Origin of the sequence: Acidocella sp. (assembly GCF_052326845.1) — a bacterium.
Lineage (GTDB): Bacteria > Pseudomonadota > Alphaproteobacteria > Acetobacterales > Acetobacteraceae > Acidocella.
Genome location: NZ_JBKQJR010000104.1, coordinates 1 through 13918 on the forward strand (window position 1 = coordinate 1; position 13918 = coordinate 13918).

Sequence of the window (13918 nt, forward strand, 5' to 3'; positions counted from 1 at the left end):
TGGGCAGACCAGCTAGGAATGCCCAGACTCGCCTAACCTCAATCTCTCGAACCGCCCGGTGCGGACCCGCATGCCGGGTGGTGTGGCAGGGGAGCGATCAGTGATGATCGCCCCCTATGCCGATTGGCCTATTGCCGGGTGAGGAGCAGAGGTTGTTTTAGAACTCGCTCTGGCGAGCCGGATGGGCCCGGTTTTTGAGCACCGGAGCGGAGCGTACTTTAGGTACGTGAGCACCGGAGCAGAGAAAACCGGGTCTAGGCGGCCGCCAGAGTAGATTTATGAAACAATCTCTTACGGGTAGAGGCCGCGCTCCGCCCGCGCTGTGAGAATGCGTCCGCAGGCAACAACGAACGCGCCTGTGCGCAGGCTGATCTTGTGCCGCTCCGCCGTGTCCCAGATATGCCCCAGCGCGCCGGTGATGATCTTGTCCAGGCGTTGGTTGACCTCCTCCTCGGACCAGAAGAACGACGAGAAATCCTGAACCCACTCGAAATAGGAGACGATGACGCCACCGGAGTTGCAGATCACGTCCGGCAGCACGACGATGCCGCGCTCGGCCAATATGTCGTCAGCCACCGGCACGGTGGGGCCGTTGGCGGCCTCCAGCACCAGCTTCGCAGTCAGCCGGGCGGCGCGGGCCTCGGTGATCTGCCCCTCCAGCGCGGCGGGAATCAGCACATCCGTCTGCACGCTCCAGAAATCTTCCGAGCCGATTGCCTCGCCGCCGGTGAACCCGGCCACGGTGCCAAATTGCTCCACATGGGCGGTGAGCGCGTTCACGTCGAACCCGCCCGGATTATAGAGCGTGCCGCCATGGTCCTGCACGGCGACGATCTTGGCGCCGGAGCGGGCGAACAGCTCGGCAGCCGGGGCGCCGACATTGCCGAAGCCCTGGATCGAGACGCGCGCGCCTTCCAGCGGTATCTTCAACCGGCGCATGGCCTCGCGCCCAGTGACGAACACGCCATGGCCGGTGGCCTTCACGCGGCCCAGCGAACCGCCGAGATTAAGCGGCTTACCGGTAACCACGCCCGTCGCGGTGGCGCCGACATTCATGGAGTAGGTGTCCATCATCCACGCCATGATCTGCGGGTTGGTGTTCACATCCGGCGCCGGAATATCCTGCTGCGGGCCGATGATGACGCCGATCTCGCTGGTATAGCGGCGGGTGATGCGCTCCAGCTCCTTCCGCGAGAGCATCTTGGGGTCGACGCGGATCCCGCCCTTGGCGCCGCCATAAGGCAGGTTCACCGCCGCGTTTTTCACAGTCATCCAGGCGGCCAGCGCCATCACTTCTTCCAGCGTGACGTCCGGATGGTAGCGCACGCCGCCCTTGCCCGGCCCGCGAGAGAGGCTGTGCTGCACGCGGAAGCCCTCGAAATGCGCGATGTCGCCGTTATCCAGTTCCAGCGGCACGTCCACGATCAGCGTGCGCTTAGGGCGGCGCAGCGTTTCCGCCCAGCGCGCCAGTTCGCCGATATAGGGCACCACGCGGTCCACCTGCGCCAGGTACGTGCCCCAGGGGCTGGTGGGCGAGGGATGGACGTAAGAGAGGTTGGAAAACAAGGGGGAAGAGTGGGGAAGGGGGCGGCTGCCGTCAGCCATGGCGAGTACTCCGTTGATATTTTGCGTCGCCCGGTTTCTATGTCCGGGATGAAAAACCCGGGGCGTTGGCCGCCCCGGGGGTCGTTTGTGTCAGGTTCAGGCTTGCAGGATGGCCTGGTCCAGAATGTCCAGTGCCTCGGCGAAGACCTCGTCCTGGATCGTCAGCGGGTACAGGAAGCGGATGATGTTGCCGTACGCGCCGCAAGTGAGCAGGATCAGCCCGTGCTCCTGCGCGTAGGTCTGCACCGCCTTCGCCATGTCCGCCGCGGGCTTGCCGTCCTTGATGAACTCGACGGCGACCATGCTGCCCGGGCCGCGCACATCGGCGATGGCCGGAACCTTGGCGCGCAGCCCGTTCAGGCGGGCCTTCAGCGTGTCGCCCAGCTGGTTGGAGCGGGCGATGAGGTTGTCCTCGTCGATGATCTTCAGCACTTCCAGCGCCGCGGCCACGGCCAGCGGGTTGCCGGCATAGGTGCCGCCGAGGCCGCCAGGGGCCGGCGCGTCCATGATGTTCGCACGGCCGGTGACACCGGCGATGGGCAGGCCCGCGCCGATGGACTTGGCGAAGGTGAACAGGTCGAACTCGACGCCCTCATAGTGCTCGGAGGCGAAGAACTTGCCGGTGCGGGCGGCGCCGGCCTGGACCTCGTCGGCGATCAGCAGGATGCCATGCTCATCGGCCAGCTTGCGCAGGGCCTGCACGAAGGCGGCGGGCGCCTGGTAGAACCCGCCCTCGCCCTGCACGGGCTCGAGAATGAAGGCGGCGACGCGCTTGGGGTCGATGTCGCACTTGAACAGGCGCTGGATGCCGTCCATCGCGTCCTCAACCGAGATGCCATGCAGCTCGTTGGGGAAGGGGGCGTGGTAAACATCGCCCGGCATCGGGCCGAAGTTCAGCTTGTACGGCGCGACCTTGCCGGTGAGCGCCATGCCCATGAAGGTGCGGCCATGGAAGGCGGCGTCGAACGCGATGATGCCGGAGCGGCCGGTGGCGGCGCGGGCGATCTTCACCGCGTTCTCCACAGCCTCGACGCCGGTGGTCACGAACAGTGTTTTCTTGGGGAAGTTGCCGGGGGCGCGGGCGGCGATCTTCTCGGCCAGCTCGACATAGCTGGCATAGGGCACGACCTGGTAGCAGGTATGGGTGAACTTGGCGGCCTGGGCCTGCACGGCGGCAACGATGCGCGGGTTGGCATGGCCGAGGTTCAGCACGCCGATGCCACCGGCGAAGTCGATGTAGCGGTTGCCCTCAATGTCCCAGATTTCGGCGTTCTGCGCGCGGGCGGCGTAGAAGCTCTCCAGCACGCCGACGCCACGCGGCGTGGCGGCCTGGCGGCGGGCTTCCCAGGCGGCGTTGGTGCCGGCGGTCTGGGCGGGGGGGAAGTCGGCATTCGGCATCGGAACACTCCTTGGACTAAGGGATTGGGGTGTAGGCATGAGGGCGCACCCCTGCATGATACTATCACACTAGTCCGATGTGGCTCTGGCGGAAGGTCCAGTTTGCGCTATTTTAGGGAGCCACTATGACCACGATCGCCCTTTCCGACTGGCTCCTGGCCCGCATCAACCGCGAGGATGGGCCGCCTTTGCACCGGCAACTGCACGAGGCGCTGCTCGCCGCGGTGCTGGAGGGCGAATTGCCCGCCGGCCGCAAGCTGCCCTCCAGCCGGTTGCTGGCGCGCGAGTTGGGCGTGGCGCGCAATACGGTGATCGACGTGTACGAGACCCTGGCGGCGCAAGGCTGCCTGGAGACACGCCATGGCAGCGGCACCTATGTGGCCGATCTTTCCGTCGAGCGCATCGCGCCGCCCGGTCCGGCGGCGTCGCCCGAGGCCGAGCGCGCCGCCCCCCGGCTCTCCGCGCGCGGTGCGGCGGTGGTGGAGGGCGCGCGGGTCTTCCCCCGGCAATGGGGCGCGTTCATGCCCGGTGTGCCGGATGTCACGGAGTTCCCCACCCGCGTCTGGGCCCGGCTGCATAACCGGCACTGGAACCGCGCCGCGCCGGAGCGGTTGAGCTATGCTCCTGCTGGCGGCCTCCCGGCCCTGCGCACGGTCCTCGCCGAGCATCTGCGCACCGCGCGCGGCGTGCGCTGCGAGCCATGGCAGATCGTCATCACCACGGGCATCCACCAGTCCATCGACCTCACCGCCCGGCTGCTGACCGACACAGGCGACACGGTCTGGCTGGAAGACCCGTGCTATTGGGGGCTGCGGCACAGCTTGCAGTCGCTGGGGTTGAAGCTGCGCCCGGTGCCGGTTGATGCCGAGGGGGTGAACTTGTCCAGCGTTTCCGGTCCACCGCCGCGCTTCATTGTCGCCACGCCGTCGCACCAATACCCGATGGGCATGGTGATGAGCCTGCCCCGCCGCCAGGCGCTGCTCGATTATGCCCGCGCGCATGGAAGTTGGATCATCGAGGACGATTACGACAGCGAGTTCCGCTACGGCACGCGGCCGATCACCAGCCTGCAGGGGCTCGATCGGGATCAACTGGTGATCTACGTGGGCAGTTTGAGCAAGACGCTGTTTCCCGGCATGCGGCTTGGCTACATCGTCGCCCCGCTCAGCCTGGCCGCGGCCTTTGCCGAGGGCGTGGCGGAGCTGTACCGCGAGGGGCAGCTCCAGCAGCAGGCGATGCTGGCGGATTTCATCGCCGAGGGGCATTTCGCCGCGCATATAAGGCGCATGCGCGGGCTCTACAGCCGCCGCCGCCAGGCGCTGCTGGAGGCGATCCGCGCCGAATTTGGCGAGACCCTGCCGGTGATGGGCGATAATGCCGGGCTGCATCTCATACTGCACCTGCCGGGCCTCGATGACCGGGCCATCGCCCAGGCGGCGGTGGAGGCAGGGATCGCGACCCGCCCGCTGAGCGGCTATTATCACAACCCCGGCGCCGGGCAGAGCGGGCTGCTGCTGGGCTATGCCTGCGTGAAGGAAGAGGCCATCGCCCCGGCCTTCGCCACGCTGGCGGGGGTGCTGCGGAAATTTGGCGCATAGCCCGTTTTAATCCGCCCGGTCATTATTTTAATCAAGCGTGACAAATCCGTTGCCAAGCGCCAGCCCTTGCAATGCTATGCGGCCGGCTTTGCCAGCATTGACGTTTATTTTTATTGACTGGAAGATGCCGGCGGCGAGCCGTGAAAGCCGCCGCGCCTCAAGGGAGTTGGGTTCATGAGCAAGACGCGCCGGCCCGTGATCGGGCTGATTACCGATATGCGGGAGCTGGGCGGCATGCCGTTCCAGGTGCTGGGGGACAAATACGCCCAGGCCGTGTCGGAATTCGCGCAGGCTTTGCCGCTCGCCATTCTTAGCGAGCGCGGCGGCAACCATGTCGGCGAACTGGTGGAGACTTTCGACGGGTTCCTGTTCACCGGCAGCCCGTCCAATATCCGCCCCTGGCGCTACGGCCAGGAAGGCGAGGGCGTCGGCCCGTTCGACGATGCGCGTGACGAGCTTGCCCTGAAGCTGATCCGCGCTGCACTGGCGGAACAAGTGCCTACCTTATGCATCTGCCGTGGCCTGCAGGAGCTGAACGTGGCGCATGGCGGCACGCTGCATGTCGAACTCCCCGAGGCGGAGGCGCATCACTCGCCTGAGGACGCGCCGTATGAGGAGCGCTACGCCCCACTGCACGAGGTGCATCTGCGTCCAGGCTCGCCGCTGAAAGAGGTGTTCGGCGCGGAGCATTTTGCCGTGAACTCGCTGCACTACCAGGCGCTGGCGAAGATCGGCGAGGGGCTTTCCGTCCATGGTACCGCGCCGGATGGCATCCCCGAAATCGTGGCGGTGGAGGGCCAGCCCTTCGCCGTGGGGGTGCAGTGGCACCCCGAATACCGCCCGGATCTGCATGAGCAGAACCGCGCCTTGTTCCACAGCTTTGGCGAGGCGGCGCGCCGCCGCCGCGCGGCCCGCACCGCATAATCCAGGAGAAAACGAATGTCGCATAATCTGCAATTCTACATCGATGGCGAGTGGGTTGACCCGGTCTCGCCCCGCACGCTGGATGTCATCAACCCCGCCACCGAGCAGGCCTTCACCCAGATCGCCATCGGCACCGCGGCGGATGTAAACCGCGCCGTGGCCGCCGCGCGCCGCGCCTTCGAGAGCTTCAGCCAGACCACGCGCAAGGAGCGCATTGCGCTGCTCAAGCGCATCCAGGCCGTCTACGCCAAGCGCTATGACGACATGGCCGACGCCATCCGCCTGGAGCTGGGCGCGCCGGCGACGCTGGCGCGGGAGTCCCAGGCCGCGATCGGCGCCGGGCATATCGGCCAGATGATCAAGGTGCTGGAGGAGTTCGAGTTCGACCACATGCAGGGCAACACGCTCATCACGCGCGAGGCGTTCGGCGTGGTGGGGATGATCACCCCGTGGAACTGGCCGATGAACCAGATCACCTGCAAGGTCTGCCCCGCTATTGCCGCGGGCTGCACCATGGTGCTGAAGCCTTCCGAGATCGCGCCGATCGATGCCGTGGTGTTCGCCGAGATCATGCACGAGGCGGGCGTGCCGAAGGGCGTGTTCAACATGGTGCAGGGGCTGGGCGCCGATGTGGGTGCTGCGATCTCGTCGCACCCGGATATCGACATGATCTCCTTCACCGGCTCCACCCGCGCCGGGGTTCTCATCTCCAAGGCTGCGTCCGAGACGGTGAAGAAGGTGCATCTGGAGCTTGGCGGCAAGTCCCCGAACATCCTGCTCGATGACGCCAATATCGCGGCTTCCGTGGCCTCCGGCATCGTCGATATCATGCAGAACACCGGACAGTCCTGCAACGCGCCGACCCGCATGTTCGTGCCGCGCCAGTTCCGCGACGTAGCGGTCTCGGCCGCCAAGACCGCCGCTGAGAACATCAAGGTCGGCGACCCGGCGAGCCCGGATACCTACATGGGCCCGGTGATCAGCGAGCTGCAGTTCAACAAGATCCAGGACCTGATCCAGGCTGGCATCGACGAGGGCGCGACCCTGGTTGCCGGTGGCACCGGCCGTCCGCCCGAGCTGAACGTGGGCTATTACGTGCGCCCCACCGTGTTCGCGGACGTGACGCCGGATATGCGCATCTCGCGCGAGGAGATCTTCGGGCCGGTGCTCTCCATGCTGTTCTACGACACCGAGGAAGACGCGGTGCGTATGGCCAACGACACGGTGTACGGCCTTGCCGCCTATATCCAGTCCGGCAGCCATGAGCGGGCGCAGAAGCTCTCCCGCCGACTGCGTGCGGGCAATGTCTATATCAACAATCCCAAGGGCGACCTCAACGCGCCGTTCGGCGGCTACAAGCAGTCCGGCAGCGGGCGCGAATGGGGCGTGTGGGGGCTGGAAGAGTTCCTCGAGATCAAGGGCGTGGTTGGCTACGAGAAGTAGCCGGCTTCAAATAGGGCCTGTTTGAGAACTCGCTCTGGCGAGTCAGTCAGCGTGGTGGTTCGAGCACCGGAGCGGAGCGTACTTAAGGTACGTGAGCACCGGAGCGCAGAAACACCGCGTTGAATGGCCGCCAGAGTAGAGTTCTCATTCTGCGGCCATGGTGTGGCCGGGGTCCACCATCTCCACGGCACGGTGGAAGTCCACCGATAGCAGGCGGGAGACGCCGCGCTCCTGCATGGTCACGCCGTAGAGCCGGTCCATGCGCGCCATGGTCAGGTGGTGGTGGGTCACCACGAGGAAGCGCGTGCCGGTCTCGCGCACCATGTCTTCCAGCAGGTTGCAGAAACGCTCCACATTCGCGTCGTCCAGCGGCGCGTCCACCTCGTCCAGCACCGAGATCGGTGCCGGGTTGCATTTGAACACCGCGAAAATGAGCGAGAGCGCGGTGAGCGCCTGCTCGCCGCCTGAGAGCAGCGAGAGGGTGCTGAGCTTCTTGCCCGGCGGCTGGGCGTAGATTTCCAGCCCGGCTTCCAGCGGGTCCTCGGACCCCACCAGCGCCAGATGCGCCTTGCCACCGTTAAACATGCGCGAGAACAGCGCCTGGAAATGTGTGTCCACCTCGTTGAACACGGCGGAGAGGCGCTCGCGCCCCTCTCGGTTGAGGTGGCCGATGGAGCCGCGCAGCTTGGCGATGGCGGAGGTGATCTCGTCGCGCTCGCGGTCGATGGTGGCGATGGCCTCTTCCGCCTCACCCACCTCGATCTCGGCGCGCAGGTTCACCGGGCCCATTTCCTCGCGCTCGCGGGTCAGCCGCTCCCAGCGCTTGCGGGCCTTGTCCTCCGCTTCGGGACCGAGACCCTCTGGTGGTTCCGGCAGGGTCGGGTTGGCGCCGAGGCGTTCCAGAATGCGCTCGGCGACCGTGCCCCAGGCATGGTTGGCGGCGGTAATGTTGCCTTCCTCGCGCGCCCTGGCCTCGCGCACGGCGGAGACGGCGGCTTCCGCGGCGCGGGCGGCGCGGGTGGCGGTATCGGTGGCGGTTTGCGCGGCGGCGAGTGCGGCGGCGGCGCGCTTGTGCTCGCCTTCGGCGGCGGTGAGGCTTTCCAGCGCCTCGCGCCGTGCCTTGGCGGCTTCCTCCGGCTCGGCGGCGAGGGCGGCGATGCCCGATTGCGCTTCATCGAGCCGCGCGGCGAGGTCGGCGAGCCGGTCCTTGGCGTCGCGCCCGCGCTCGGTCCAGTCGGCCATCTCGCGGTCCAGCGTGGTCAGGCGCAGATTGCGCTGGGCGGCGGCGGCCTTCAGCGCCGCGAATTTGGTGCGGGCGGCGGATTCCGCCTGGCGCGCCTGGGCCATGGCGGCGCGGGCCTTGTCCACGGCGGCGCGGGCGGCGGCCACATCCGGCAGGGCGGCGGCGTTCTCCTGCGCGGCCTGCAGCGCGGCAGTGGCCTCGGCGGCTTCCGTCGCGGTCTGGTCGCGCTGGGCCTGGGCGGCGGCGGCGCGCTGGGCGCCGCGTTCATGCTCGGCGGTCAGGCGGATCGCCTCGCTGCGCGCCTTGTCGAACCGAAGTTCGGCTTGGCGGCGGGCGTCGCGCGCGGCGGTCTCGGCGGCGCGGCGGGCCTCGCGCACCTTCGCTTCATTGGCGCGGGCCTCGCGCTCGGCGGTCTCGGCGGCCACGCGCAGTTCGCGGGCGGCGTTGGCGGCATCGCGGGTGGTGTTGCGCTCGCGCTCCAGCTCGGCCAGCCGATTGCGTTGCTTCAGGCGGACAGCGGCTTCCGACGCCGCGCCCGCGCGCACTGTATAACCGTCCCAACGCCATACCCCGCCCTCGCGCGAGACGAGGATCTGCCCCGGCGTCAGGTTGCCCTGGTGTAGTTCGCCATCCGCGCCCTCGGGCAGCAGCAGGATATGGGTGAGGGCGCGCTTCAGCGCTTCCGGCCCCTGCACCAGCTGGGCGAAGCTGTGCAGCGGCACCACCGGCAGGTCGAGATCCGGCAGCTGGCGCCAGTGGCGCGGGGCGTGCGTGTCGGCGGAGGCGGAAAGCTCCTCGCGCAGCGCGGCGCCAAGCGCGGCTTCCAGCCCCGGCGGCACGGAAATTTGGTCGAGGATCGGCGCGCTCTCTCGCCCGAATTTTTGCGCCAGCAGGGCGGCCAGGGCGTCGTATTCGGTGGCGATCTTGGTTGCCGCGGCCTCGGCGCTGGAGGTCTTGGCGCGGGCGGCGGCCAGCGCCGCTTCCGCCTCGGCCCGCGCCTTGGCCGCGTCTTCCTCGGCCTGCACGCGCGCGGCCTCGGCGGCGCTCACGGCCTCGCGCGCGGCGACAAGTGCTGCCTCGGCGGCAACACGCTCGGCCTCGGCGGCTTCCACCCGCTCCGCCGGGATCAGCGTGGCGGCGATCTTCTGGTATTCGGTCTCGGCCTCGGCGGCGCGCTGGGCCAGGCGGCGGGCGCGGCCTTCGGCCTCGCTCAAGGCGCGGCGGGCGGCTTCGGCCTCGGCGGCGATGCGCGCTGCCTCCTCGGTGGCGCGGGTGGCTTCGGCTTCGGCGGCGCGCAGGGCTTCCAGCGCCGCATCCTCGGCGCGTCCGGCCTCTTCCAGCTCGGCGGGGGCGGAGACGGTCTCCGCCGCCAACCGCCGCTGTTCTTCTTCCAGCCGCGTGGTCGCGGCCTGGGCATCGGCCACCAGCTTGGCGGCATGGGCATGGTCGCGGGTCAGCGCGTCCAGCCGGGTCTTGGCCTCAGTCAGCGCGGCGCGGGCGCGGGTCTCGGCCTCGCCCATCTGCTCGGCGGCGATGCGCGCGCGCTCCAGCGCCGTGCGGGCCTGGGCCTCGGCATCGCGCAGCGGGGGCAGGGCGGTTTCGGCCTCGGCGGCGCGGGTCTCGGCGGCCTGCGACTCGGCGGCGGCGGCGGCCACCTGCGCTTCGGCGGCGGCGAAGGCGGCCTCGGCCTTCTCCCGCGCCAGCACGGCCAGCGCGCTCTGGATGGAGAGCAGCTCGGCCTCGGCCTGACGGATATTGCCGGAAAGGTTCTTGTAGCGTGTCGCCTGGCGCGCCTGCTTCTTCAGTTCGGCCAGCCGGGTTTCGATCTGCCCCTTGAGGTCATCGGCGCGCAGCAGGTTCTGCTCGGCGCCTTTCAGCTTCAGCTCAGCCTCGTGCCGGCGGGCATGCAGCCCGGTGATGCCCGCGGCCTCCTCCAGCAGCGCCCGGCGCTCATCGGGGCGGGCACTCACCAGCGCGCCGACGCGCCCTTGGGAGATCATGGCCGAGGCGCGTGCGCCGGAGGCAAGGTCGGCGAACAGCGTCTGCACGTCGCGCGCCCGGGCCTCCTTGCCGTTGACGCGGTAGGCGGAGCCTGCCCCGCGCTCGATCTTGCGGGAGATTTCCAGGTCCGGCGCCTCGTGGAAGGGCGGCGGGGCCAACCCTTGCGTCTCCTCCAGCGTCAGCGTCACCTCGGCGAGGTTGCGCGCCGAGCGCCCGGAGGTGCCGGCGAAGATCACGTCCTCCATCTCGGTGCCGCGCATGTTGCGGGCATTGGCCTCGCCCATGGCCCAGCGCAGCGCCTCGATGACATTGGATTTGCCGCACCCGTTCGGCCCCACCACGCCGGTCAGCCCGGGCAGGATCTCCACCACCGTCGGGTCGGCGAAGCTCTTGAACCCGGCGATGCGCAGGCGGGCGAAACGGGCGGGCATGGCGGGTTACCCCTTGGCGGCGGCAGCCACGGTGGCGGCGAAGTCGTCGTATTCCATCGCGCCGGGGTAGGTCTTGCCGTTGATGATGAAGGTGGGGGTGGCGCTGATGTTGTACATCTTCTCTGCCATTTGCTGCCCGTTCAGGATGAACTGGGCCAGCTTGTCGTCGTTCCAGGCGGTATCAAAGGTCGCTTGGTCCATGCCCGCCAGCGCCGCGTATTTGAAGATCGAGGCGTGGTAATCCTCGTTCGGCTGGAAGGCCCAGTCATCCTGGCTGGCGAACAGCGCCTCGATGAACGCGTAATACTGCTCTTCCGGCAAATAGCGCGACACCTGCGCCGCCTTCAGCGCCACCTGGTCGAGCGGGAAGTCGTGATAGATGATCTGCAGCTTGCCAGTGTCCACCAGGTTTGGCTTCACCTGCGGCATCGTCACCGTGGCGAAATGCGCGCAATGGGTGCAGGTAAGGGAGAAATACTCATGCGCCGTGACGGGCGCTTTGGGCGAGCCGATGGAGCGCTGCGTGTAGGGCGTTGAAGCCGGCTTTGCCGCAGTGCTCTGGGCGCGGGCAAGGGAGGGGGCGGCAAGAACCGAGGAACCCACTAGGGCTAGTGCTGAACGGCGCGTAATCTGCATGTTTTCTCCTATATGTAGTGTAGTCAGGTTTTATCGCCGGAGTCTAACGAGGATTCCGAGTTATCCACGGCTTTTTAGGCCCCGGTAGAGCCGGGCCAGGGCTTCGCCCAGCGGGCCGTCCGGCAGGTCGGGCGGCGGGGGCAGGTTCCGGGGGGGCTGGCGCGGGGGTGGAGGGGGGGTTGGCAGGCGCGGCGATTGCTGCACGAAGCGCAGACGCTCGACGGTGGCGTGCCCCAGCGCCAGGTTCAGCCGGGCGATGATCTGCGACTCGAGCATTTGCAGCTCCATCGCCGTGGGGCCGGCGCAACCCAAAGTGAGCGTGCCGCCCGCGAATTTCACCGGCAGGGCACGGCCGGCCAGCTCCGGCCCGGCGAGCTGCGGCCAGTCCGCCAGCAGCTGCGCGGCGGCGGGGGCGCGGCGGCGGAAGATGGGGCGGGTGATGGGCGCGATGAGCGCTGCAATGCCGCGCGGCGAGAAGTTGCGCGGCGGCTCCGCCACCGGCACAACTGGTGTCTGTGCGATCCGCTTCTTCCTCTCCGCCGGCACGGCAACTCCTCTCCTGGTACGCGCAACACCGCCGCCATCTGCCCTGGCGCGCCGCCCCGGGTGAGGCGGCAGACCCTTATCATGTCTGGCTCTCCGAGATCATGCTGCAACAGACCGTGGTGGTCACGGTGCGCCCCTATTACGCTAAATTTCTGGCGGCGTATCCGCGCGTGGAGGATTTGGCGGCGGCGAGCGTGGAGGAGGTGTGCGGGCACTGGGCCGGGCTTGGCTACTACGCCCGCGCGCGCAACCTGCATAAATGCGCGCAAGACGTAGCGGCGCTGGGGGGCTTTCCGCGCAGCATAGAGGGGTTGCGCGCCTTGCCGGGAATCGGCCCGTACACGGCCAATGCCGTGGGCGCCATCGCCTTTGGCCTGCCCGTGTTGCCGGTGGATGGTAATGTGGAGCGCGTCGCATCAAGGATCTTCGCCATCGCCACGCCATTGCCCGCGGGCAAGCCGGAGATTGCCCAGGCGGCGCAGGCCTTCATCGCCGACAAGGCCGCCCGCGCCGCGCCGGGGGATTTCGCCCAGGCGCTGTTCGACCTCGGCGCCACCATCTGCACGCCGAAATCGCCCGATTGCCCGCGCTGCCCCTGGCGGGCGCATTGCCGCGCGCATGAGCAGGGCATCGCCGCCAGCCTGCCCGCAAGGGCGAAGAAGCCCGAGCGCCCGCGCCGCACCGGCACGGCCTATGTGCTGCTCGATGCCGACAACAACGTGCTGCTGCTGCGCCGCCCGCCCACGGGGCTGCTCGGCGGCATGCTGGCTCTGCCCGAGTCGCCCCCGGTGAAGGCCGCCTGGCGCGATGCCGGGGCGGTGGAGCATGTGTTCACCCACTTCACCCTGACGCTGAGCGTGCAGGCCGTGCGGCGCGCCCGTCTGCCGCAAGACGCGCTCTCCGCTCCCGCCGCCACGGCGCAATTGCCGAGCGTGATGCGCAAGGCGCTTGACGCCGGGTGCCGCGCGCTCAACCTTGGAGGCAATGATAAGTGATCCGCATGATGGCATCCTGGCCATCGACACACATGTAGACATCCCCTGGCCGCCCGGCCCATCGGTGTTCGAGGACGGCCCGCGCTGCGTGGATCTGCCGAAGATGCGCAAGGGCCGTGTGGCCGCCACCTGCTTCGTGGCCTTTGTGCCGCAGGGGCGGCGGGATGCCGAGGGGCATGCAGCCGCCACCGCCCGCGCCCGCGCCATGCTGGACGATATCGCCGCGATGGCCCCGGCGGATGGTTCGGGCGGCATGCTCGCCACCACGGCGGACGCGATCGAGGCCGCCTTCGCCGCGGGCAAGCCGGGCATCATCCCGGTCATCGAGAACGGCTACGCCGTGGGCACGGAGCTTGCCAATCTTGACGAGTTCGCCGCGCGCGGGGTGCGCTACATCACCCTCACCCATAACGGCCATAACGCCATCGCCGATGCCGCCATTCCGCTGCCCAGCCTCGACGATCCGCCGGCGCTTTATGGCGGACTCTCGGATTTCGGGCAGTCGGTGGTGGACCGGATGAACGAGCTGGGCATTTTGGTGGACATCTCCCACACCGCCAAGACCACGATGCTGCAGGCGGTGGAGCGTTCGCGCGTGCCGGTCCTCGCCTCGCATTCCTGCGTGCGCGCGCTCTGTGACCACAAGCGCAACCTGGACGACGAGCAGCTCGACGCGCTGGGCGCCACGGGCGGGCTGATCCAGATCACCATCGTCTCGTCCTTCCTGCGGCCCAAGGCGCGCACCGGGGATGTGTCGGTGGCCGACATCGCCGACCATGTGGACTATGTGGTGAAGCGCATCGGCATCGACCATGTAGGCATCGGCACGGATTTCGACGGCGGCGGCGAGGTGCGGGACTTCCGAAACGCCGCGCAGGCCCCGGTGCTTACCGCCGAACTGGCGCGGCGCGGCTATGGAAGGGAAGAGCTGCAAAAAATCTGGGGCGGCAATTTCCTGCGCCTGCTGCGCCAGGCCGAAGCGTTCGCCGCCCGCTAGATCAATATGCGTTTAGCTGGAATCACTAGATTTAAGATAAACGCATGAAGTTGATCGCCAAACATATAATACCAAGCCGCGTTGATGATGACCCATCCAGA

The 13918-nt window shown here is 68.1% G+C and carries 10 protein-coding genes; 5 read left to right on the plus strand and 5 right to left on the minus strand.

The window, feature by feature from the left end:
- Positions 1-291 precede the first annotated feature (291 nt).
- The gene (locus tag ACLPJJ_RS06845) at positions 292-1605 is read right to left on the minus strand and encodes a Glu/Leu/Phe/Val family dehydrogenase (protein WP_443590199.1); all 1314 of its coding nucleotides are present in this window, start codon (positions 1603-1605) and stop codon (positions 292-294) included.
- A gap of 96 nt (positions 1606-1701) precedes the next feature.
- On the minus strand, positions 1702-3003 hold the full coding sequence (gene gabT, locus ACLPJJ_RS06850) for a 4-aminobutyrate--2-oxoglutarate transaminase (RefSeq protein ID WP_443590200.1): 1302 nt from the start codon (positions 3001-3003) through the stop codon (positions 1702-1704).
- A gap of 125 nt (positions 3004-3128) precedes the next feature.
- Between gabT and pdxR the strand changes: the two genes are divergently transcribed.
- From pdxR to ACLPJJ_RS06865, 3 genes are all read left to right on the plus strand, one after another.
- Positions 3129-4601 carry a MocR-like pyridoxine biosynthesis transcription factor PdxR gene (gene pdxR / locus ACLPJJ_RS06855; protein ID WP_443590201.1) on the plus strand — a complete coding sequence of 491 codons (1473 nt, stop codon included), beginning with the start codon at positions 3129-3131 and terminating at the stop codon, positions 4599-4601.
- Positions 4602-4775: 174 nt separating this feature from the next.
- Positions 4776-5525, plus strand: a complete 750-nt coding sequence (locus ACLPJJ_RS06860) for a gamma-glutamyl-gamma-aminobutyrate hydrolase family protein (RefSeq protein ID WP_443590202.1) — start codon at positions 4776-4778, stop codon at positions 5523-5525.
- Positions 5526-5540: 15 nt separating this feature from the next.
- Positions 5541-6968 (plus strand): aldehyde dehydrogenase family protein, encoded by a 1428-nt coding sequence (locus tag ACLPJJ_RS06865; protein ID WP_443590203.1) that lies wholly within the window; start codon positions 5541-5543, stop codon positions 6966-6968.
- Between the two features lie 144 nt (positions 6969-7112).
- On the opposite strand, the gene ACLPJJ_RS06870 is transcribed toward ACLPJJ_RS06865, so the two are convergent.
- From ACLPJJ_RS06870 to ACLPJJ_RS06880, 3 genes are read right to left on the minus strand one after another with little or no spacing between them, the layout of a single operon-like run.
- Entirely contained in the window at positions 7113-10643 is a 3531-nt protein-coding gene (locus ACLPJJ_RS06870; RefSeq protein WP_443590204.1) for a chromosome segregation SMC family protein, read from the minus strand.
- A gap of 6 nt (positions 10644-10649) precedes the next feature.
- Positions 10650-11279 (minus strand): DsbA family protein, encoded by a 630-nt coding sequence (locus tag ACLPJJ_RS06875; protein WP_443590205.1) that lies wholly within the window; start codon positions 11277-11279, stop codon positions 10650-10652.
- A 60-nt stretch (positions 11280-11339) separates the two neighbouring features.
- On the minus strand, positions 11340-11825 hold the full coding sequence (locus ACLPJJ_RS06880; RefSeq protein WP_443590206.1) for a DciA family protein: 486 nt from the start codon (positions 11823-11825) through the stop codon (positions 11340-11342).
- Here ACLPJJ_RS06880 and ACLPJJ_RS06885 point away from each other — a divergent pair.
- Both ACLPJJ_RS06885 and ACLPJJ_RS06890 read left to right on the plus strand, forming a co-directional pair.
- Positions 11789-12820, plus strand: coding sequence for an A/G-specific adenine glycosylase (locus ACLPJJ_RS06885; protein WP_443590207.1), 1032 nt, complete (start codon positions 11789-11791; stop codon positions 12818-12820). The genes ACLPJJ_RS06880 and ACLPJJ_RS06885 overlap by 37 nt on opposite strands.
- Complete coding sequence (locus tag ACLPJJ_RS06890; RefSeq protein ID WP_443590208.1) at positions 12810-13817, plus strand: dipeptidase; 1008 nt, start codon at positions 12810-12812, stop codon at positions 13815-13817. Before ACLPJJ_RS06885 ends, ACLPJJ_RS06890 begins: the two co-directional genes overlap by 11 nt.
- The last annotated feature ends 101 nt before the right edge of the window (positions 13818-13918 follow it).

Excerpts from the sequence above, each read along its gene's own strand:
- ACLPJJ_RS06845 (WP_443590199.1), bottom strand. The coding sequence starts at position 1,605 with ATGGCTGACGGCAGCCGCCCCCTTCCCCACTCTTCCCCCTTGTTTTCC.
- gabT (WP_443590200.1), bottom strand. The coding sequence starts at position 3,003 with ATGCCGAATGCCGACTTCCCCCCCGCCCAGACCGCCGGCACCAACGCC.
- pdxR (WP_443590201.1), top strand. The coding sequence starts at position 3,129 with ATGACCACGATCGCCCTTTCCGACTGGCTCCTGGCCCGCATCAACCGC.
- ACLPJJ_RS06860 (WP_443590202.1), top strand. The coding sequence starts at position 4,776 with ATGAGCAAGACGCGCCGGCCCGTGATCGGGCTGATTACCGATATGCGG.
- ACLPJJ_RS06865 (WP_443590203.1), top strand. The coding sequence starts at position 5,541 with ATGTCGCATAATCTGCAATTCTACATCGATGGCGAGTGGGTTGACCCG.
- ACLPJJ_RS06870 (WP_443590204.1), bottom strand. The coding sequence starts at position 10,643 with ATGCCCGCCCGTTTCGCCCGCCTGCGCATCGCCGGGTTCAAGAGCTTC.
- ACLPJJ_RS06875 (WP_443590205.1), bottom strand. The coding sequence starts at position 11,279 with ATGCAGATTACGCGCCGTTCAGCACTAGCCCTAGTGGGTTCCTCGGTT.
- ACLPJJ_RS06890 (WP_443590208.1), top strand. The coding sequence starts at position 12,810 with ATGATAAGTGATCCGCATGATGGCATCCTGGCCATCGACACACATGTA.